The sequence below is a fragment of the Caldivirga sp. genome, assembly GCF_023256255.1.
GTDB lineage: Archaea > Thermoproteota > Thermoprotei > Thermoproteales > Thermocladiaceae > Caldivirga.
In genome coordinates this window covers 1-20546 of record NZ_JAGDXD010000055.1, presented here as the reverse complement: position 1 = coordinate 20546, position 20546 = coordinate 1, and the positions used below count along the sequence as shown (strand labels likewise).

Annotated in this window: 24 protein-coding genes and 1 tRNA gene; 10 read left to right on the top strand and 15 right to left on the bottom strand. The window is 41.3% G+C overall.

Features of this window, described 5'->3' with window-relative positions; translation table 11 throughout:
* Positions 1-45 precede the first annotated feature (45 nt).
* The gene (locus tag Q0C29_RS08575) at positions 46-1002 is read left to right on the top strand and encodes a DHH family phosphoesterase (RefSeq protein ID WP_292000244.1); all 957 of its coding nucleotides are present in this window, start codon (positions 46-48) and stop codon (positions 1000-1002) included.
* Here Q0C29_RS08575 and Q0C29_RS08570 read toward each other — a convergent pair whose 3' ends face one another.
* The 5 genes from Q0C29_RS08570 to Q0C29_RS08550 are packed head-to-tail and all read right to left on the bottom strand — an operon-like array spanning position 1003 to position 5133.
* A complete protein-coding gene (locus Q0C29_RS08570; RefSeq protein ID WP_292000243.1) occupies positions 1003-2103 on the bottom strand; it encodes a glucose 1-dehydrogenase in 1101 nt (366 codons plus the stop codon).
* A 50-nt stretch (positions 2104-2153) separates the two neighbouring features.
* Positions 2154-3068 carry a 3-methyl-2-oxobutanoate dehydrogenase subunit beta gene (locus Q0C29_RS08565; RefSeq protein WP_292000242.1) on the bottom strand — a complete coding sequence of 305 codons (915 nt, stop codon included), beginning with the start codon at positions 3066-3068 and terminating at the stop codon, positions 2154-2156.
* 2 nt (positions 3069-3070) lie between these two features.
* Positions 3071-4294: a pyruvate ferredoxin oxidoreductase gene (locus tag Q0C29_RS08560; protein WP_292000241.1), complete on the bottom strand. Its 1224-nt coding sequence runs from the start codon at positions 4292-4294 to the stop codon at positions 3071-3073.
* Positions 4295-4522, bottom strand: coding sequence for a 4Fe-4S binding protein (locus tag Q0C29_RS08555; protein WP_292000325.1), 228 nt, complete (start codon positions 4520-4522; stop codon positions 4295-4297).
* Positions 4523-4566: 44 nt separating this feature from the next.
* Entirely contained in the window at positions 4567-5133 is a 567-nt protein-coding gene (locus tag Q0C29_RS08550; protein ID WP_292000240.1) for a 2-oxoacid:acceptor oxidoreductase family protein, read from the bottom strand.
* 140 nt (positions 5134-5273) lie between these two features.
* Between Q0C29_RS08550 and rpl12p the strand changes: the two genes are divergently transcribed.
* From rpl12p to Q0C29_RS08535, 3 genes are all read left to right on the top strand, one after another.
* Positions 5274-5597 carry a 50S ribosomal protein P1 gene (gene rpl12p, locus Q0C29_RS08545; RefSeq protein ID WP_292000239.1) on the top strand — a complete coding sequence of 108 codons (324 nt, stop codon included), beginning with the start codon at positions 5274-5276 and terminating at the stop codon, positions 5595-5597.
* A gap of 140 nt (positions 5598-5737) precedes the next feature.
* Positions 5738-5811, top strand: a tRNA-Thr gene (locus Q0C29_RS08540).
* A gap of 92 nt (positions 5812-5903) precedes the next feature.
* On the top strand, positions 5904-6533 hold the full coding sequence (locus Q0C29_RS08535; protein ID WP_292000238.1) for an ERCC4 domain-containing protein: 630 nt from the start codon (positions 5904-5906) through the stop codon (positions 6531-6533).
* Positions 6534-6544: 11 nt separating this feature from the next.
* Here Q0C29_RS08535 and Q0C29_RS08530 read toward each other — a convergent pair whose 3' ends face one another.
* From Q0C29_RS08530 to Q0C29_RS08515, 4 genes are all read right to left on the bottom strand, one after another.
* Positions 6545-7012: an SAM-dependent methyltransferase gene (locus Q0C29_RS08530; RefSeq protein WP_292000237.1), complete on the bottom strand. Its 468-nt coding sequence runs from the start codon at positions 7010-7012 to the stop codon at positions 6545-6547.
* On the bottom strand, positions 7009-7233 hold the full coding sequence (locus Q0C29_RS08525) for a histone family protein (RefSeq protein WP_012186746.1): 225 nt from the start codon (positions 7231-7233) through the stop codon (positions 7009-7011). The genes Q0C29_RS08530 and Q0C29_RS08525 overlap by 4 nt, the downstream gene beginning before the upstream one ends.
* 111 nt (positions 7234-7344) lie before the next feature.
* Positions 7345-7557: a hypothetical protein gene (locus Q0C29_RS08520; protein WP_292000236.1), complete on the bottom strand. Its 213-nt coding sequence runs from the start codon at positions 7555-7557 to the stop codon at positions 7345-7347.
* A gap of 48 nt (positions 7558-7605) precedes the next feature.
* Entirely contained in the window at positions 7606-8805 is a 1200-nt protein-coding gene (locus Q0C29_RS08515) for a cation:proton antiporter (RefSeq protein WP_292000235.1), read from the bottom strand.
* A gap of 92 nt (positions 8806-8897) precedes the next feature.
* Here Q0C29_RS08515 and coaBC point away from each other — a divergent pair, with 92 nt between their 5' ends.
* Positions 8898-10121, top strand: a complete 1224-nt coding sequence (coaBC, locus tag Q0C29_RS08510; RefSeq protein WP_292000234.1) for a bifunctional phosphopantothenoylcysteine decarboxylase/phosphopantothenate--cysteine ligase CoaBC — start codon at positions 8898-8900, stop codon at positions 10119-10121.
* Positions 10122-10202: 81 nt separating this feature from the next.
* Here the strand turns inward: coaBC and Q0C29_RS08505 are convergent, their stop codons facing one another.
* Entirely contained in the window at positions 10203-11510 is a 1308-nt protein-coding gene (locus tag Q0C29_RS08505) for a hypothetical protein (protein WP_292000233.1), read from the bottom strand.
* A 137-nt stretch (positions 11511-11647) separates the two neighbouring features.
* Between Q0C29_RS08505 and Q0C29_RS08500 the strand changes: the two genes are divergently transcribed.
* Positions 11648-12016, top strand: coding sequence for a winged helix-turn-helix domain-containing protein (locus Q0C29_RS08500; RefSeq protein ID WP_292000232.1), 369 nt, complete (start codon positions 11648-11650; stop codon positions 12014-12016).
* A complete protein-coding gene (locus tag Q0C29_RS08495; protein ID WP_292000231.1) occupies positions 12016-12294 on the top strand; it encodes a hypothetical protein in 279 nt (92 codons plus the stop codon). Before Q0C29_RS08500 ends, Q0C29_RS08495 begins: the two co-directional genes overlap by 1 nt.
* Here the strand turns inward: Q0C29_RS08495 and Q0C29_RS08490 are convergent.
* From Q0C29_RS08490 to Q0C29_RS08480, 3 genes are all read right to left on the bottom strand, one after another.
* Complete coding sequence (locus Q0C29_RS08490) at positions 12277-12867, bottom strand: class II aldolase/adducin family protein (RefSeq protein WP_292000230.1); 591 nt, start codon at positions 12865-12867, stop codon at positions 12277-12279. The genes Q0C29_RS08495 and Q0C29_RS08490 overlap by 18 nt on opposite strands.
* A gap of 8 nt (positions 12868-12875) precedes the next feature.
* On the bottom strand, positions 12876-14255 hold the full coding sequence (locus Q0C29_RS08485) for a digeranylgeranylglycerophospholipid reductase (RefSeq protein WP_292000229.1): 1380 nt from the start codon (positions 14253-14255) through the stop codon (positions 12876-12878).
* A 283-nt stretch (positions 14256-14538) separates the two neighbouring features.
* Positions 14539-14904 (bottom strand): DNA-binding protein, encoded by a 366-nt coding sequence (locus Q0C29_RS08480; protein WP_292000228.1) that lies wholly within the window; start codon positions 14902-14904, stop codon positions 14539-14541.
* Between the two features lie 131 nt (positions 14905-15035).
* On the opposite strand from Q0C29_RS08480, the gene Q0C29_RS08475 reads away from it, so the two are divergent.
* Positions 15036-16271 (top strand): M48 family metallopeptidase, encoded by a 1236-nt coding sequence (locus Q0C29_RS08475; RefSeq protein WP_292000227.1) that lies wholly within the window; start codon positions 15036-15038, stop codon positions 16269-16271.
* A gap of 69 nt (positions 16272-16340) precedes the next feature.
* Entirely contained in the window at positions 16341-16952 is a 612-nt protein-coding gene (locus tag Q0C29_RS08470) for a DedA family protein (RefSeq protein ID WP_292000226.1), read from the top strand.
* Here the strand turns inward: Q0C29_RS08470 and Q0C29_RS08465 are convergent.
* Together Q0C29_RS08465 and Q0C29_RS08460 are read right to left on the bottom strand one after the other, a co-directional pair.
* Positions 16949-19180 (bottom strand): glycoside hydrolase family 31 protein, encoded by a 2232-nt coding sequence (locus Q0C29_RS08465; protein WP_292000225.1) that lies wholly within the window; start codon positions 19178-19180, stop codon positions 16949-16951. The two genes, Q0C29_RS08470 and Q0C29_RS08465, sit on opposite strands and share 4 nt — an antisense overlap.
* 74 nt (positions 19181-19254) lie before the next feature.
* Positions 19255-19461, bottom strand: a complete 207-nt coding sequence (locus Q0C29_RS08460) for a hypothetical protein (protein ID WP_292000224.1) — start codon at positions 19459-19461, stop codon at positions 19255-19257.
* Positions 19462-19791: 330 nt separating this feature from the next.
* Here Q0C29_RS08460 and Q0C29_RS08455 point away from each other — a divergent pair, with 330 nt between their 5' ends.
* Positions 19792-20256: a PaREP1 family protein gene (locus Q0C29_RS08455; RefSeq protein ID WP_292000223.1), complete on the top strand. Its 465-nt coding sequence runs from the start codon at positions 19792-19794 to the stop codon at positions 20254-20256.
* Positions 20257-20546: the final 290 nt, after the last annotated feature.

Genomic DNA, 20546 nt, shown 5'->3' with positions numbered 1-20546 from the left:
TTTACTTAGGGTTTGATTTTTAAGTGTTTAGTTGAACCGTGATTAGTGATAAGTGAACTTAAGAAGTTAATTGAGACTTCGCAAAGAATAATACTAGCAACGCATAGGAACCCTGACTTAGATTCGCTTGCTTCAGCGTTATTATTCAGGGATTACTTAAATAGTCTAGGTAAGTTAAGCTGCCTTGCTAACAATTGTAATGCTGATAAGGAGGCTAAGCAAGTGCTTAACAGGCTAGGTATTACGCTTGATTGTTCTCAAACCTGTACCTGCGGTGACTTAACAATAATGTTTGATGTGGCGAATAAGGCTCAATTGGAAGTTGAAATATGCCAGGGTAGCAGGGTAGTAGTGTTTGATCATCATGAGGTTAGGGGGATTAGGGGTGACCTAGAGTTCATTAATCCTGAATCACCATCAACAGTCGAAGTGGTAATCAATGCCTTGAGGGAGATGGGTTACACGCCCAGTGAATTAATGGTTAAGTTAACCTTAGCGGCCATATTAAGTGAAACAAATAGGTTTAGTAGAGCTACTCAGGGAACCTTTGAAACAGTGGCCTGGTTACTTAAGGTTAGTGGAGTTAATTACAGGGATGCCTTAGCGTTACTAGTTAGGGAACTCGATGACTCCGCTAAAATAGCCCTAATTAAGGGTTCAATAAGGCTTATACCATATAGGGCTGGGTCAATGATAGTTTGTGTAACTAATGTAAACGCCTACGAAGGCTTAGTTGCCGGTAAGCTCCTTGATATTGGCTGCGATGCTGTCTTCGTAGTGTCTGACCACGGTGATGAATTAAGGGTTATTGCAAGGTCAAGGTCAATTAACGTTGCCGTAATTCTAAGTAAAATAGCCGAGGAATTGGGTGGTGAAGGTGGTGGTCATGAGGGTGCAGGTATGTTAGTGACTAAGGAAAAGCAACCATACGTTAAGGTTCTCAACTTAATAATAAGCAAACTTGAGGACTTATTAGGTGAGAGACTTAGGGAAATAAAGTGATTAACTCCACCTTATCTTAACCTTTATCTCCCCCTTCTCCTTATGGTTAAGAACCTGCATTAGCTCCTTATCATCATTAACGTCAACTATCCTCGATATTAAAGAGTTAGCCACAGTAGGCCAAATGGACTTCCACTGGGCTAGGTGGGCAAGAGCTTGTTGGAAGTGGGGCTTTTGCCCATTTATTAGGCCTACTATTGCATTGGATTTATAGATGAACCTTTGTATGACATCATACCTTAACGTTAACTCCCCCTCAGCTGGGAAGCCGAATAGGCCTAATATGCCATTTGGCTTAAGCATCTCAACTTCATGCCCAATCAATGATGCGGAAGCACCAGTAGTGTCTACAACTAGGTCAAAGCCCATTGCCTTAAGCTTATCTAAACCATCCTTAGAGTAATTATAGTAAGTTATACCAGCCTCCTCAGTTATCTTAGCCTCATTCTCAAGCGGATCCCTCCTATTAGCAACATACACCTCAAACCCCACTGTTTTAAGCAGTAGTGAAATTAATATTCCAGTGGAGCCTGTGCCGAAGACTATGCCCCTTCTGCAATTATAGGTTCCATCATCGCAAGTCCAAATTAACCTCCTCTGAACATTAAGTATCTCCTCTACGGACTTCTCAAGATCTGAGAGGGGTTGAGCCATTATTGCTATATCAGCTAAGTTCTTAGGCACCTTAACCAAGTACTTTGGATCATCATACCAGTACTCAACCATAAAACCATCCATTCCTATAATACCCGCCTCAACAAACTCATTGGCTTCGCAGAAATCTGGCCTACCTATAAGGCAGTTAGGGCACTTACCATGGTAACTCCTCCTATTAATGGGCATCACTAAGTCACCTGGCTTAAACCTTGGGTCACTTGAATCTTCAACAATACCTAAGGCCTCATGGCCCAGGACAAGCCAATCCCTACCCTCCGGTGGTCTAGCTGTGGATAACTCACCTCTCACTATCTCACGATCAGTACCACATATGCCATTTTCAAGAATCCTCACCTTAACAGTACCCGAACCATGCCTAACTACTTGACTTAAATCCCTAATTTCCACCCCAGGTTTCGGGGGCTTAACCACGATAGCTTTCATGCATGTTCGCTCCTTTACCTGTTTTTAAAGCTTAAAGTCTTAATTAATGGCTAAGCATGGTAATTAAGCGCGTTAACTAGGTTCATTAACGTATCCCACTCCTGATCAACCATGGCCTTAATCTCATTAATATCATCCTTACTCAAGTGGGCGAAACGACCCTGTATACGAAGGTACTCCTCAATAGGCTTACGCCTCTGCTTATCCCTATACGGAGCGCTGGGTGGACTAATGGTTAACTTACCTTGGTAATACTCCCAAAGCACCCACACCCCAGTCTCCACGGCTAACCTAGCCACCTTAACTGTGTAATCGTCAGGGAACTTCCAGCCTGGAGGGCATGGCGCATGAAGGTGTATGAACTTGAAACCCTTTATTGAAGCTGCTCTTCTGACCTTATCAATGAAGTCTATTGGGTAAGCTATACTAGCTGTAGCTACGTAGGGTATCTTATGCATAAGCATGATTAATGCAACGTTCTTCTTTCCCTCAGTCTTCCCCCTTGGGGATGTTGTAGTCCAAGCCTTCTGGGGCGTAGTTCCACTGGCCTGGATACCAGTATTCATGTATGCCTCATTATCTGCTAGAACGTAAATAATGTCCTCATTCCTGTAGGCAGCTCCACTTAAGGCTGCGAAACCTATGTCGGCCGTTGCCCCGTCACCAGCCCAAACAACCACGTGGCCATCAATACCTCTAGCTCTAAGCGCCCTAACTAAACCACTAGCTACGGAAGGACTTGAGGCAAAGGGCACGTGTATAACAGGTACTGTGAATGATGTGTATGGTGCCACGCCAGGTATTACGCTTGAGCACCCGGCCGGTATGATAAGGGTTAACTTACCATCCAGCGCCATGATTAGTTGCCTCAAGCCTATTTGAAGTGGGCAACCTGGGCATGCCGCTGTACCAGGCATTATTACCTTAGTCCTACCGTATTTGTGGAGTTCACTCATAGTCACCATGATTAATCACCCCCATTAGTGTTAGGTATGTACCACCACTTCCTAATCCTCATGATACCATTAGCTTCAGTTTCATTAATGAAGTCCCTTATAATGGTACGGAATTCACCAGGTGATACATCAACACCAGCTAGGCCTGCTACAACACCCTTAAATGATACATTACTCGGCACTAAGCCCATTAATTCACCTGCCAATATTCCTCCAAAGCCCATTGAATAATCCCTATCAAACACTATAACCCCCCTAACCCCGTTGACGCGTTCTGAAACCTCATCATCAGGGAATGGCCTAATGTACCTGATTCTAATAAGCCCCACCTGGTATCCTTCATTCCTTAACTCATCAATAGCAACCTCAGCATCCCCACTCCACGCACCCATGGTTACTGCAAGGTACTTAGCGTCACTGCACCTATAGCATTCAACTAATGGTTCATAATCCTTCCCGGTTAACTTACCGTATTCATTATATGCCTCAGCTATGACTCTCTTAGCCTCACTCATTGACTCATCCATATAAGCCTTATGTAACTCATGGTATAAGTCAGACTTAGGTAAGTTACCTAGCGTTATTGGTTCACCACCAGGTTCAATAACGTAAGGTACCTTAGGGTTCCTTGGCGGTAACCAAGCATCCACATCCTCCTGGTAGGGGACGTAAATGGGTTCGGTGGTATGGCTTAACACGAATCCATCAAGCCCCACTGCAACTGGTAATAGTACCCTCTCATCCTCACTTATCCTAAAAGCCGTAAGGGTCATGTCGAAAACCTCCTGTACACTTGATGCCATACCTATAATCCATCCACTATCCCTTATTGCTAATAGGTCAGTGTGTTCATCATGAATGTTCCACGGTGGTCCAAGTGTCCTAGTCACCACAGCCATGACTAGTGGTAGTCTTGATGCTGCAGCCCACCAAAGCATCTCATACATGTAGAATAACCCATGGCTTGAAGTAGCAGTGAAGGCTCTTGCACCTGCGGCTGATGCTCCGTATACTGATGCTAAGGCTGCGAATTCACTTTCAACCCTTATGAAGTCTGCCTTTAACTCACCCTTATCAATAATCTCACTTAACTTCTCAACTATTAGCGTCTGGGGTGTTATTGGGTATGCTGAAACCACGTTTACCCTAGCCATCTTAACAGCCTCGGCAACCGCATGATCACCAACCATTATTTTCCTAACCCCTCTACTAATTACATTCTGCTGATTGATCACTTAAACCACCCGCTCGTCAATCATTGTAATCGCCTTAACTGGACAAACATCAACACATATACCACAACCCTTACAGTAATCATAATTAATACTCACGGTCTTATCCTCAAGCCAATCTATTGAGTTTTCTGGGCAATAAAGCCAGCATAGGCCGCATTTAATGCACTTATCCAGGTTAACAATAGGCTTACGTATCCTCCATGTCCCTGTCTTACCGCCAGCACCCATGGCTGGCCTTGATAATAAGTACTTAGTGTGCACGCTGTTCACATTTAATCACCCTTAACCATACTATACCCCATCTTTACAGCATCAATGTTCAATTTAACGTAGTCGCCTCTCCCAATAAATTCGCTTATTGATGATATCACCGAATCCAATGTAACTAAGTCAGTAGCCCTAACGAATGCGCCCAATATTGGTGTACTCACTATGTGCCAACCAGCCATTACTAAGCCTAACTTCTCACTTATCCCAGTCGCATCAACCCAATATGTCCTGTAGCCTGTCCTCACCGCTGTGGGTGAATTAATTACTATGACTGAGTCCTGTCCCTTCATTAATTCACTAATGTTAACAAGCTTCAATATATCTGGTGATAGGATTAATAGTACGTCAGCCTTCTTTACTCCACTATGGGTAATTATTGGTTTACTTGATATTCTCGCATAAGACTTAACAATAGCCCCCCTCCTCTCAGCGCCGAATTCCGGTATTGCTTGGCCCCATTTACCATCCTTAGCGGCTGCGGACACTATTATTCTAGCGGCAGTTACCCCACCTTGGCCTCCTCTACCGAGTATTATTAATTCCCTAGTATCACTAATTAGCATCTGCATAGCTACCGGGAGGTTAGTCTACTAAGTTTTATAAATCTTTCTCACAAATTAATATAATTAAATATATATTATATAGTAATAAATAGTAGTCGAACAATCATTGTGGTTAGCTTTAAAAAGGCTCTTCAGTAAAGGTGGTTATGGAGTACGTGTATGCAGCATTACTACTGCACTACGCAAAGCAACCAATAACGGAGGATAATGTAACTAAGATACTTCAATCAGCAGGTATACAGGTAGATGAAGTTAAGGTTAAGGCCCTAGTCTCAGCAGTAAAGGAGGTTAACATAGATGAGGCAATAAAGACAGCGGCGGCAGTACCAGTTACTGCACCATCAGCTGCCCCACAGGCAGCACCTCAGGCAGCCGAGGCTAAGCCGGCTGAGGCTAAGGCAGAGGAGAAGAAGGCTGAGGAGAAGAAGGAGGAGGAAACATTGGAGAGCCTTGCCTCACTATTCGGTTAATAAAATAACCTCACCTTAATACGCCTTAAAATCACATGTACACTTACTCAGTTTTGCACCATGATCAATAAGTGTAGGTAAGGTCTACTTAATGGGAAAAATTTAAAAAATACGGGAATCAGTGATGCAAGGTCCGCATAGCCCCGGTAGCTCAGCCTGGCGGAGCGCCTCACTGGTAATGAGGAGGTCCCGGGTTCGAATCCCGGCCGGGGCTTCATGATTACCTACATTGTTTTCCTAATTGTTAAACTTATTTAAACCCACATGAGGGATCACGCCTGATCTAAATTGGGGTGTAGTATTGTTGTGGATTCGAGGGAGCATGAGACTGCTCAAGCAGTTATAAGTGCTTTAAAGGAGCTTGGATGCAGTGTGCTAGTATCCACTTTAACTGTTGGTGATTACGTGGTTTCAAGCGAGGTTGCTGTGGAGCGTAAGAGGACTATGGATTTAATTAACTCTATTATTGACGGTAGGTTATTTCAGCAGGCCAGTAACCTAATTGAGTCTTACCAAGAACCCTACATAATCATCGAGGGTGACTTATGGTCGACAGTATCGATGAGGGGCATTAGTAGGGGTGCGTTAATTGGAGCCTTAGTTAAGGTAAGTAGGAGTGGGCTTAGGATCCTTTGGGCCAGGGATGAGCGGGATACAGCTCAGGCACTTTACTCCCTTGCATTGGCGTCACCCGGCTTAATTAAGATAAGTAATAGGAGGAAGAGTGAATCAACCAGTTATATGCAGGTTTCCCTACTTTCATCATTACCAGGAATAGGGGTTAAGAGAGCAGTCAAGTTACTTAAAATCTATGGAACACCATTGAATGCGTTAAATAACTATAGGCAGTGGCCCATTAAGCTAAGTGGGCTTTCATCCTCAAGTATGTTGATGATTAGGAGGATTCTAGAATCAAAATTCAACGGTGAGGATTAGGCTTGAATTCACTAGGTTTTAATATACAGGTAGTACCTATGTTCCCTTAAGGGCCCCTTTACTGAACCTGACTCAACAGGCCTATAACCTGGTATTTCAAAATCATGAGAGACTACCCTCGCTCCCCTCTTAAGTGTGTTGAACAGTATGGGCGCAAGCTCCTTATTAACATCAGTTCCTAGGTACAGGTAAACTATGTCGGCTATTGAGTAATTAAATTGAAAGATATCACCCCATACAACGTAGACTCTCCCACGTAAGCCCTCCGCATTAATCTTCTCAAGGCACCTCTTAACGAGTACTGGATCCCTCTCCACACCTAATCCGATTAATTCAAATATTCTTGCGGCCTCAATGACAATGTTACACTCCCCTGCTCCAGCATCAACAATTACTTCACCCGGCTGTGGTTTAGCCCGTCTAATAATCTCCATGGCTACCGACGTTGGGGTTGGTACGTAGGGTACCTTAACGTTCATGATAAGTTAATGCACCTGAAAATCCTTACAACAGCCTTAACGTCATCCGCGCTTACTGTTTTTCTACCAGCATGCTTCGCCAGTTCAATGCTCTTAACTGAAACTTCGTAAGCTACGTTCTCAAGCACATCCCTTAACGCAATCACTGCATCCTCTCCGACTCTCTCTGCTCCTGCTTTTTTGAAGATTCTCTCTATGGGAGCTAGTGGTATTTCAGGCATGATTAGTTAGATTAATTAACATTATATAAACCTTACTCTTAAAACATTAGTGCTATCTCTTTCAACCATCATCTATAATGTAATCACATTGTAGTAAACGTTGAATTAACATTAGGCAGCCAGGTTTTCAAGCTTATACGGTATGCTTCTAAACCTATACTTAAATAAATAGAACACTCTTCCACAGTTATTGCACTTGCAGAGCATGACGCTCACTAGGAACCCTCTACTATCCCTCCTATTAATTGGTTGAACTAGAACCCAGTCTGTTAAACCACAGTATGGGCAGACAATCCTTTGTTCAGTCTCACCTGGAATACTCATTAAACCTCAGTGGATAGTTGGTGTTAAAAACCTTACTTCCCCCAATGGTTACTCTACTTTTTGCTCCTCACTCTTCACTGATGCCTTAACCATAATTGATAGTAACCCACTTGAGACAATATTAGTGAATATTATGACCATGAAGGTTACTAGAAATATGTAGCTTGAGTATGGTTGATAATTCATGTTAAGGAATATACTGGCCAATACCGCCGCCGTTAAACCCCTTGGAGCTAGGGCAAATAGTAAATTAGATGCTTTACTATCCCTAACTACTGAGAATATTTCAATGTACCTAATGGCTAAGAGAACCCCAGTGACCACTAATGCTAAAAGCGCATAGTATAGTGATATTATTGAGATCATGCCTATTAGGACGTAGAAGAATGTCCTAACTAGGAACTCCAACTCGCTCTCAACTATGTTAAGTCTCTCTTCACTGATGTTGAGCCTTAACCCCATGTATTCACTTATGACTTCGTGATTACCTATGATTACTGCAAATATGAGGACAGCAACAACTGCTGCACCGCCTAGTAAGTCAACTATACCATAGAGTAGGAAGGCTATCCCTATTGTAACCACATAAGCCTTAGTACTCCTAATCCAGTTTAACGCCAGTAACCACAGCATGCCTGCGATTAAGCCTAGGAATACTGCAATACTGAAGTAGGATATAACATACCTAGTATAGGATAAGATTGAGAAATGCCCTGTTAGAAGTATGGTTAGGAGGTAAAAGAATAGAATGGATACAACTGAGTTAAACGTAGCCTCTATAACTATGGTATTGTAAGTTTCATCATTTATAACTAACCTAGTGGCTAATGGTACAATAACGGTTGTGGTTGTTTCACCTAGTATTGCGCCTAGTATTGCACCGTACACAAGAGGCCAGTTGAAGAAGGAGTACATTACAACGGCTAAGAGTACGGATGGTATGGCTACATCTAGGGTTGCTAATGCTAAACCAAGGCCACTTGATGATATTGGGGTCCTGAAGCTTATCCTACGTCCACCATCAAACATTATCATTACTAGGGCTATATCACCAAAGAGGGGGGCTAAATCCCTAAGTAACGTAACATACTTCACGGGGATAACATGTCCAATGGGTACGAGTAATACACCTATGAGCATTAATATTACTGCCTCAGGTACCCTAGTTAACCTGAATAGGTAATCTCCAACGTAACCAATCAAGATGATTAATGCGAGCGTTATTAATACGCCGTCAGTACTTATCATTAGGCATTAATTACCGCATAGAAACTAAATAAATTTATCGTTCTGGTAATAATGATGCTAATTCTTATTAAAGGCCATATTAACGCTCTAGCGTGAGTGAGAATGTTGAGACCATTAGAGGCAGCTTAAGTAAATTACTTGACGGTAAGAGAATAGTACTAACTATCACTGGTGGTGTATCAATATACAGGATACCTGACGTTGCAAGGGGATTAATTAGGCATGGAGCATTCGTGACTGTTTTCATGAGTAAGACCGCCTCAAGACTATTAAACCCACTAATAATGCAGTGGGCCACTGGCAATAGTCCATTGACAGAGTTAAGTGGTTACGCTGAGCATGTCAACATATGCGCCAACTCTGATGTAATTGTAACAGCGCCAGCGACAGCTAACCTAATAGGTAAGGTTGCCGGTGGTATAACTGATTCACCAGTATCACTATGCTTAACAGTTGCTATGGGTGCTGGTAAGCCAATACTAATGGTTCCAGCCATGAACCTCAACATGTGGAGTAACCCAATTGTAAAAGGTAATGTGGAGAAATTAAGAAATCTTGGCGTAAACTTCATTGAGCCAGTTATTGAGGAAGGTAAGGCCAAAATACCGCCTACTGATGAAATTATTGAATCCACCATAGATTTAACATCACCTAAAAACATGAGTGGATTAAGGGTATTAGTTACATCAGGTCCAACCAGGGAATACATAGATGATGTTAAGTATATTACTACACCAAGTAGTGGATTAACTGGTTATTACATTGCTAGAGAGGCTGCTGCAAGGGGTGCTGAGGTTTATGTAATATCAGGGCCAGTTAACATAAGGTATCCAAGCAGTATCAAGGTTATTAATGTAACAAGTGTATTAGATATGCGTGATGCCGTAATAAATTTATTGAAGAGTAGGCAAATACATATGGCAATTTTCGCCGCTGCGCCATTAGACTTCTACGTTAGGGATAGGGTTAAGGGTAAGTTAAGCAGTGATGTTGAGAATGTTGCAATTACCCTGGTTAAGGCACCCAAGATTATTAATGACGCTAAGGCTGCCTCCCCAAGTACAGTAGTTGTGGGTTATAAGGCTGAGGTTAATGTGGGTGAAGATGACTTATTAAGAAGGGCATTAAATAGGATGAAGGAAGGATCATGGGATATGGTTATTGCACATGATGTATTTGAATTAGGCTTTGGTACAATGATGGATACTTACCACATTATTGATAAAAAGGGATCCCACGTGAAGATTGGTCCAGCGCATAAAAGGGAGTTAGCTAGGGTAATTCTTGATAAGGCATTGAATATGATTAAGGTATAATCCTATTGAAGAATTATGAATTTAAAAATGTTTGAGGCTAATTATCGGTTCCTTAAATGTTAATTATTATCCCCACACGTATCAACTTCCCCCACTGCTGGATGATGTTGTAGTGGTCGTTGTGGTACTGGTCATGTTAACGTAGCCATGTTCCACAGCTAAGAATACCCAAGGCACTGGCTTTATGAAGACTACATTAACTATGTAATCGTCCCCAGGTATCCATGGGTTAGGGAACGTGTATTTACCACCTAGTAACGTGCCATCAGGCAATTGCACGTACCCTAGCCAAGTCCATGAAGTGAACCATGATGGTAAGAAGGCAATAGTAAGCACAGGCACTGGTGATCCACTTGCATTAACGAAGGTATAACCCGCGTTGATTTGATTATTAACGGCAAAGGCGTATGAAAACAATGGCCAGTAATACACTCCACTCATGTTTAACGGTGGTATATTCATTATTGCTTGGTAAACTAAACTGAAATTATACTCCTTCAGAATCTGGCCACTAGGAGTCTTAACGTATGTACCAGGTAGTATTATAGCTAGAATGTTACCAACCGCCACGGCACCTCCCTGGGTTGCATTAACCATTAATGTACCAATACCTACTGGTATTAATTCAGGAGTCATGGTGGTTACCTCAGTTGAGTTAGGTGTAGTGGGCTTTGTGTAAACGACCGGTGATGATGCTGGCATACCAGTATTAACGAATACCCATGGTACTGGCTTGACAAACTGGTAATTGACGAATATTCCAGAACCTGCATAAGCCCATGAGTCAATAAATACGTAGTGACCACCAACTAATGTACCATTAGACTCCTGTGTAAAGCCTAACCAGGTCCAGGATGTCCAAGTACTAGGCATTCTAACCACTGTAACTACAGCATACGGCTTACCTTCCTGGTTGACGAAGGTATAGCCTGGTGATACTTTACCATTGACCGCATATGCGAAAGCGAAGACTGGTTCCCCACCCATCATTGGTGATCCAATATTAACAAGTTCATAATCTATTATTGAGAAGTTGTAGGAACTTAGCATCTGTCCGCTTGGAGTCATAACGTAAGTCCCTGGCCTAATTATAACTATTATGTTGCCCAACCTTAATGTTGCCCCCTTAGCCGCGTCAACCATTATCGTCCTAACTCCAACTGGTATTAGTTCAGGAGCCATACTTGATGACTGCGGCATGACTGTTGTGGTCACCGTAGCTGGCACTGTAGTAGTCGTAGTTACTGTTGTTGTCACTGGTGATGTTATTGTACTAGTTACTGTTGATGTTATAGTAATGGGTGGCCTTATGGCTAAGTAGCCGGCTAAGGCGAACCCAACTATTGCTGCCACTATGGCAACTGTAAGTCTAATGGATTTGGCATCCATGATGCATCATTGCATTAACGTATAAATAAACTTTATTCAGTTTTTATTATAAATCAAACACTCAATGAGTCAGTTTCTAGAATTGTAATAAATTAGTGAAAAAGATTATTAAGTGTCATTAATTAGGGTTAAACGGCATGAGAAGGATAAATGCTTATAAACTACTAACGAGCAATAAACTGATAATGATTGGTTACGATAAGGATTTAAGGAGATTGTTGATTTGGCTAATAGGTGGCTCTAGGGGTGGTTTAATGAGGTATAAGATTCTTAAGGCTCTTAGGGAGAGACCAATGAACCCTAACCAATTAGCCAAGTTCTTGAATGTTAACTATAGGACTGTTATATATCACTTGGAGATACTGGAGAGGAATGGTTTAGTTACTAAGGCTGGTGATGGATATGGTGCACCATATCTAATAAGTGATGAGCTTAATGATAAATGGAGTATTTTAATCAATGTTGTTAGGATTATTGGTTTAAAGGATTCTGGGGGTGATGAGTAATGGGCTACCTATGGGGTATTAACATAGCATTATCTATTATCCAAGTTTTAATACTTGGGTTAATGATCAGGAACTATACAGGTATTGGATTCACTAGAACCGGGAAGATGCTCATAGGTGTATCAGTGGTATTCCTCATGGAGAGTATAGTGATGACCATAACCTACTACAGTTGGGCAGTTGCCGGAATGGGGCCGACCATCGCCTTACCTGCATTAGTTATAACTGTAATGAATTTAAGCGGTATTCTAATACTTTATCTAGTATCTAGGCTTTAGGGATTCATCACTTAGTTGCCTTAAGTATAGGAAAAGTAAGATCTTGGCCGTATCTTCAGCGACCTCAATCTTATTCAAGGCTTCAGGGAGTGAGTAACCAACGGATACTACGCCATGATTCCTGAGAACTATTAAATCAGCACCCTCCTTAATCCTTAATGATACTTCATCAGCCAATTCCTGGGTGCCGGGCTTAATGAATTTCACATCACTAACCTTACGTATATATGATTTAGCCTCACTTACAGTATCAAGGTTTAGGCTTAACCCAGCTAAGTATAGTGTTATTATGGAAGGAGCATGTGCATGAATTACCGCCGTATAATCACTTACTCTATATATTGACAAGTGCATTCTCCATTCACTTGAAGGTTTCCTAGTACCTTCAATAATGCTACCATTCATTGATAACTTAACTATATCACTGCTTGCTAGCTCAGTCTTAGGTACATTGCTTGGTGTTATTAATACTTCGTCATTAATTCTAATGCTTGCATTACCACCCATTAGTGTGTTTAATCCCTTATTATATGACTCAACAAAGTACTTAACTAATTGATCCCTTGGATCCATTAAATCACCTAAATGGTCATTAAGGGTAGTTTAAGTTTAAGCCTATACTCATTGTACTTAGCTATTAACGCCACCAACCAGTTATTTAAGTCACTGGGGTTGTTTGGGTAATTGACGTATATTTTCCTGATTTCATTCATGTACCTTAATGCTAATGATAATTTTCTAGCTACATCAGGGACTTTAAGCAACCTAAGTGCCATGATCACCTTCTTACCACTACTTAAGTCAAGGTTACCGCTTATTGACATCTTCAAGACTTCATCTTCAGTAAGTATCCTAGCCCTTAATCCCCTATTTAATTGTTCATTAGTAAGGGTCTGTAGCATTAGCCTAAATACATCTAGTTGAGCCTGCTTAATGCCGTATGCATTTAGATAATCCAAGTTATACCTCCATAGGCCAGTTTCCGAGACGTCACCCTTCTCTAAGGCCTCAACTATGGCTTTGGAGGCTAATTCTGAGGATAATAATGCGGGTCCAATACCACCACCGTGAATTGGGTTAACCGCCACTGCGGCATCCCCCACTGCAACAATCCCTGGACCAACCATACTAGCTAGTGGCCTCCTCGTTGGCACTATCCCACCACCAGCATGCAGTATTTTCCTACCCTTAACATAGGGTGAGGGTACTAGATACCTCTCATAGTTAACCCTGGGGTTTAAGCCGTTTTCCTTAACCAACTTACCCCAGATACCTAAACCCACATTAGCAACCCTATTTGACTTGGGGAAAAACCACCAATAGCCACCTGGCGATATGTTGTTATCAAGGTATATCCTTATGTTCTGCGGATTAGGTATACTATAATCAACCTCAATAATCTCCCTATAGGCGTAGGAGGCGTCCTCAGGTAGTAGTGGTTCACTAATCCTATATTGGGGAGGTAACTTGGTTCTTACAACCCCAGTGGCGCCTGAGGCATCTACGGTAACCTTAGCCCTCAATTCAACCTGGGTCCCATCACTCCTACTTGCCTTAACACCCCTAACAAAGCCCCCCTCGATTATTGGCGCTGAGACTGTGTGCTTATCTATTATGTCTGCACCACTATTATTGGCAATATTAATGAGCCACTGAGCCCACTTACTAATATCTAAGCCGAAACCCTCACCTGCCACAAAGTACTTAACACTTAAGTCTGGGCTATATAATTCAGCACCCTCGTACCTAATCATGAATACATCCTCACTGATGCTTAAACCTGCTCTCGTTAACTCATCAATATGATGCTTCCCAATAGCATCGCCAGTTACTTTAAAAACATCCTCAGCCCTCTTGCGCTCTACTAACGCTACACTTAATCCCTGCTTGGCCATTAGGTAGGCTGCATATGAACCTGCTGTGCCAGCACCAACAATAAGCACATCATACATTTTGCCCATTAGACTTACCTTAACATGCCGAGTTTTTAAACATTAATGCGTTATTCGTTATTTTTACAGTGAAACTAAGCATTTATATTATTAATTATTTAAGCATAAATGTAGAATAAAAGTACTACTTCATATTATTAAACCATTATTAGCTAATAGCAGTATTAGGACAATCTCAGGCCCGGGTTCTCATCACTATTCAGTTCATCCCGTCATCTTCACTTGAAGGGTGTAGTTCATGTTGCTTAAAAACTTGAATCTGCGTATATTTTACGGCTGTAGACTTAGGATTCTACTCCTCTATGTTTACTAAGTCAAGAATGTCTTCAGGATTATGGGACATTAAGAGCTTCCAGAATTCACCCCCCTTTCGTATTCCGTATACCTTACCCCTAGCGCTCCTCTTAATAACCTCCATGTACCCCCTCTCAACTAACTGCTCCAGGAAATTCCTTATAACAACCCCATCAGCCCTGGTTACCCTCCCTACGGTGTTTATCTCTTGGGCTATCTTACTTGGCCTAACCGTTATGAGGTTTCCCTTAGAGGAGGATGCGTACTCCTTAAGCTTAGTGACCACACTTATCTTCATGTGTACTGCCTTATTGTGGGTTGTTACCTTCATTCTGGTTTCTCGTATTAATTTAACACTAGCCATAAGTTAACCTGGATACCTTAACCCCTTATAGCAGTTGAGTGATAATACACTGACGTACAGTAATACGTCAGTGTCACGTTAATTATGTTTGACTGTTCAAGTTAAAAAGGCTTCCGTCAGTATCTTAGTAAATGCGAGCGTACAGTAAGCTACTTGACTCATTAATGAAGCTTGGTTCAATTAAGGTATCTGACATAGTGAGGAGCCTCAACACTAATGCCGAAAAGAATGGTAATGGCCTACTTTACGTTGTTTATTCGTTGAACTCAGACATTAGTATTGAGGCTTACTTCACCAGGTTCTACTTAGCCGTTACTAATGGATCCCTTAGAATACGCGGTGATTGGAGAAAGGCTGAGGAGTTCAGTAAAATCATGTTAAGGGACACGGTTATTGGAAATGGTAAAAAGTTAGTCATGTTATTTAGGGATGAGGGTGAAGAATACGTTAAGATACCCACTAGGCCTAGTTCATCAATCACAATGAATCCAGCAGTATCATTCATCACATCATCAATACTAACCTTAATCATATTCCTCCTACTTACTAAATACGGCATATTACTAACCTTAACAGTTGTTATAGCACAGGTACTGTTAACTAATATAGCTTACACGTACGTTTCCTTCCTACGTATGATTAAACTAAGGGTTAATGGCTCAAGCATAATTAAAGTAACGGCAACATTACCAATCGATGTACCTGAGGACACGCTTACTAGGCTAATATCCTATGCTTCATCAATTAGAAGCATTAGTAAGAATCAGTTAGCATTATTAATATCAGGATTAAGAGCTATTGGTGGTTCAATGATACTTAACATTAGCATTGAGAGAGTGTTAGTACCTTCAATTAAAGGAGTCAACGTTTACCTGGTTCCATCCCCTGAATGTAATGCTGTTTCGTTGAACCTTATTAATAAAGTAATCGTAGTTAGTACTAAATTAGTGGCGTGTCTTAATGAGGATGAGTTAAAAGCGGTGATTCACCATGAATTAGGCCACATAGTCAATAAGGATACTTACAAGGCGTTAGCGGCGTCGGTAGCCTACTCCTTAACCTCAGCAATGATGCTACTCTATGTAATACCAAGGGCTGGATTAACCATAGTGACTATAACCGCTTACACATTAATAGCATTGCTGGCAGTAGTAACTTCACTTGCCTTAAGTAGGATTAATGAGACCAAGGCCGACCTATACGCATTAAGTAGTGGTTATAAGGAATCATTAGCTACAGCCTTAGTTAAGGTGACCTACCCGTCAATACATTCATCACTGGTTAAACGTATCTTCCTTAGCCACCCAACTACATTAAGCAGAATTAATGCAATTTTAAAGATGACTAAGAGACTTAACGAAAGGTAAGTAAATAAATACATCCAAGACATATTACCAATAAAGCAACATTTAAAAAGCACAATATTAAGCTCACCCGTGGTTTTACAGTCCCTGGTAAATGTAATATTCGTAATGGAGAACATGGGTTACGTAGGGCTATTCATCCTCATGGTTTTAGAATCCCTATCACTACCTATACCAAGCGAAGTCATATTACCATTCACAGGGTACTTAATTTACATTGGGCACCTTAGCTTAATACCTGCGCTCATTGATTCAACAATAGCCAGCTTAGTGGGATCATTAATACTATACTTGTTAAGCTACTACATTGGTTATAGTATTGTCCTTAAGCTGGGCAGATATGTTGGCATAAGTAAGAAGCACTTAGATGCCGCAGAACAATGGTTTAATAAATATGGCGGTATATCTGTAGTGTTAGCTAAATTCATACCTGGCATTAGGGCTCTAATATCCATACCTGCTGGAGTAGCCAGGATGAACGTGTGGTTATTCATGGTTTACACAATAATAGGTTCAACAATATGGAACATAGTATTAATCTACATTGGCCTCAGCCTAGGCCCTGCCTGGGAGACTGGGTTAACATTAATATCAAAGTACATTGATTACCTAGCCCTGGCTTTAATTATAGCAATAGTAGCATTCATGATTGTGGTCAGGATCCATAGGACTAAGGTTACTTAGTTAATTATTCTAACCCTACTCCCAGTCATCGTCCTAACGTAGAGTAGTTTATCCATGTACCATGATGGTGGTCCAGGTTCCATAGTAAACTTAGCCTTGGCGACTTCAGTATCATTAATGGTTACGCTACTTGGTTCCTTGCTAACGTAAACCTCAAGCAGTATTGATGAGGGTGATTGAGGCGTTGGATTAACCCAATTATCTATTGTAACTGATTCACCACTAACCCTTAGGCCTAATATCGATGGTGTGGGTGTTGGTGATTCCCCATCATCATCATAAACCTTGAACTCCCCATCACCTAACACCGTTAATATACCTAAGACACCCTGAGTCTCCTGTATAGGTACGAGTGAACCCTTCCTAAGAAACACCGGTGGTTTACCGAGTGGCGCATCAATTATGTGGAATCCTTTACCTAGTACTTCCCCAGTCCACATGTTAACCCATTCCCCATCAGGTAAGTAAACTTCCCTAACGTTCCCACTGGTTAACACTGGCGCTATCAACATGAAGGGACCAACCATGAATTCATCATCAATGTTAAGAACCTCCTCATCATCAGGATACTCGTAAATAAGGGGCCTAACTATTGGTTCACCCTCAATATGGCTAATCCACATTAGTGAATACAGGTATGGGATTAATTTAACCCTGAGTCTTAGGAGGTCCCTAATTAATTCAAGGGTCCTTGGCCCAAAAGCCCATGGTTCCTGATCTGGTGAACCAATTGAAGTATGGTTCCTCAACAATGGGAAGAAAATAGCCCACTCATACCACCTAACAAGTAGTTCAGGGCTTAGAGTAAATAACATGCTTCCACCACTTCCTGGGACATACTTAGCAAAGCCACCTACATCAGCCCCTATGAATGTAACACCGGACATGCTTAAGCCCAGTAGTATCTGTAGTTGCAGTTTCAAGTGTTCCCAATTACTAGTATTATCGCCAGTCCATACAGCTGCATACCTCTGAATTCCAGCGTACCCAGCCCTAGACAGTACGAATGGCCTCTTACCAGCCTTAATTAAACCATCATAGGTAGCCATAGCCTCATATAGCGCATATGCATTATGAAGGAAATCGTGAGGTATCCTTGAACCATCATCAAGCCTGTGCGTTATCACTTTACTTGAAACAGTGTGGTTAGGATGATCGAAGGCCGCTGGTTCATTCATGTCGAGCCAAATCCCATCAATCCCATACTCCTTAACCCAACGTTCAATTAAACCAGCCCACCACTCCCTAGTCTCTTTATTGAAGAAGTCCGGTAATGCTGATTTACCTGGCCATCCTTGAACTATGGATAATCCACCATCATCATCAAGCGATAGGTAATTACCATTAATACCCTCTCTAAACACTTGGTAGCCTGGATCTACTTTAACATATGGGTCCACTATAGTGATTAATTTAACGCCAAGTTCATGAGCATTTTTAGCTAGGTCACTGGGGTTAGGGAACCTGTCCTTATTCCAAGTGAATATCCTGTAGTTATCCATGTAATGTATGTCAAGGTAAACTGCAGCATTATCCAGTCCCTTTTCCTTAAAGCTCTTAATAACCTCAATAACCCTATCCTGAGGGTAATAACTATACCTACTCTGCTGGTGCCTAAGCGCCCATTTAGGCATTAAAGTAGGCTTACCTGTTAAGTTAATGAACCTGGTAACAACATCTCTAGGTCTAGGTCCCCTAATAACATAGTAATCCAGTTGATAATCATTCACAATAACAGTGAATTCATTCTCCCTCTCAGCACCAAGGTCAATTATTATCTTAGCTGTGGAGTCGGCAAAATGACCTATTCCACCATTCTTATTAGCAACTATGAAGAATGGTATTGACACGTATAGTGGATCTGAACCATACCTATACCCATAGGCATCGGTATTCCACATTGTCACCCTAAATCTCTTCCTATTAAGCGGCAGCGCCTTTTCGCCAAGTCCATAAACAACATCATTAAGGCCTAAGTTACCCCTCACTATTATTTGATCATTACTGTAGCTAAACCTTAAGGTTACCTTCATGTTATTTACACTTACGTCAATGGAATCATCAGTGACGTCAACAAACCATGGGCCAAGTCTGTTCTCACCCTTCACTAATTCAACGCTTGGCTTAACAACAACAGCCGGGGATTCCCTATACTTACTTCCATTTCTAATTACACTTATCCTTAACGCATCATCATTTATCATGCTCACTTTCATTGAGAATTCCATTAAATCAGTACCATTAGGTGCAATATTTAAGCATTAAGCTAGGTCATTAAGCAGTAAGGGAATTCACCTAGATATTACGCTAACTTATAGGTTCTATTCCTCTTATCGTAAATCAACACTAATGGGCCATTAAAGCTCGGTATCACTAGTACTTCACTTACCTTGCTTCTTAATTCCTCATCACCCTTAAACTCCACTGATGAGTCTACTTCATTAGCCTTAGTTTCTTTTCCTGCCCCTAACAAACTACTCATGACCCTTATTGATCCCCTTATATTCATTTTACTCACCTCAACCACATCATAGGGCTGGGCATTTATATAGCTTTCGGTGCTACTGGTTTAGTTACTCAATTATAACATAAATTCATAAATACACTATATAGTAAATTCATGATTTACCAGCTCCTTTTCAGGGAATATACTCGTCATCTTTAGTATTGATATGAATTCAGTCATTTACTTCAGTTCACTTACCTTATGTTGCATGCCTGAATCGCACTAATATGATTAAGGCCAATGCGTGAATACAGTAATCTTACTATAGGTTATGTTAATGATCAAGGATAAGAAATAGGAATTGGTATAAATACTAGGCCATAGTAATAGCTTATGCGAATTCACTTAAATATAAATGAAATCAGTGAATTAAGATTAAGTGAGAGTAGGATTGAATTAGAGTTAGCCAAGGTCTTCTTAAGATCCGGTTTATTGAGAAACGCCGCATTTAAGACTGTTCAAGCATGGCAAGCTTACCTATCATACTTAGCCAGTATCAACAGTGACCTAATTAAGGTAAGCGGCTTTAGGAGAATTAGAGGTAATGTTAAGGTTAGCGCTAGTGAATTAATCATAGTTACCATGCCCGTTAAACTAATGATGACTATCGCTGAGCATTTAAGGTATAGGGACCCGGAATTAATGGAATTAACCGCCTTAGCATTGCTCATCCGTGAGTACTGGTGTGCCGGCGCATGCAGGGATAGTACAAGTAGAGTTATTGATGATGAAACTGCTAAGGGTATTATGTCTAAGCTGCTCATTAGGCTTGAGAAAAGGTTAATCCAAGCTAAATAAGCCTGGTCCAATATCTAGAAGCTGAGTAATCTAGCCCTCATCTACATGAAGTGGTTTAATACTTATCCACGTTAATGTTACAATGATTACTTAAAGCCTCGTTCTTTAGGGTGGGGTTGCTGTGGTAGGCTACGATAGGTTTATTAGAGTTGGCTTGGGGTAATCGTTAATGGCCGCTGGTGGTGATGGGGTTCGAGTATAAGTAAGGCACATGCCTTGCTTTACGATTGGCTTAAGGCTAGGCTGGTCTATAGGAATGGTGAGTTGTTCCTTAAGATAATTAAGCGTAT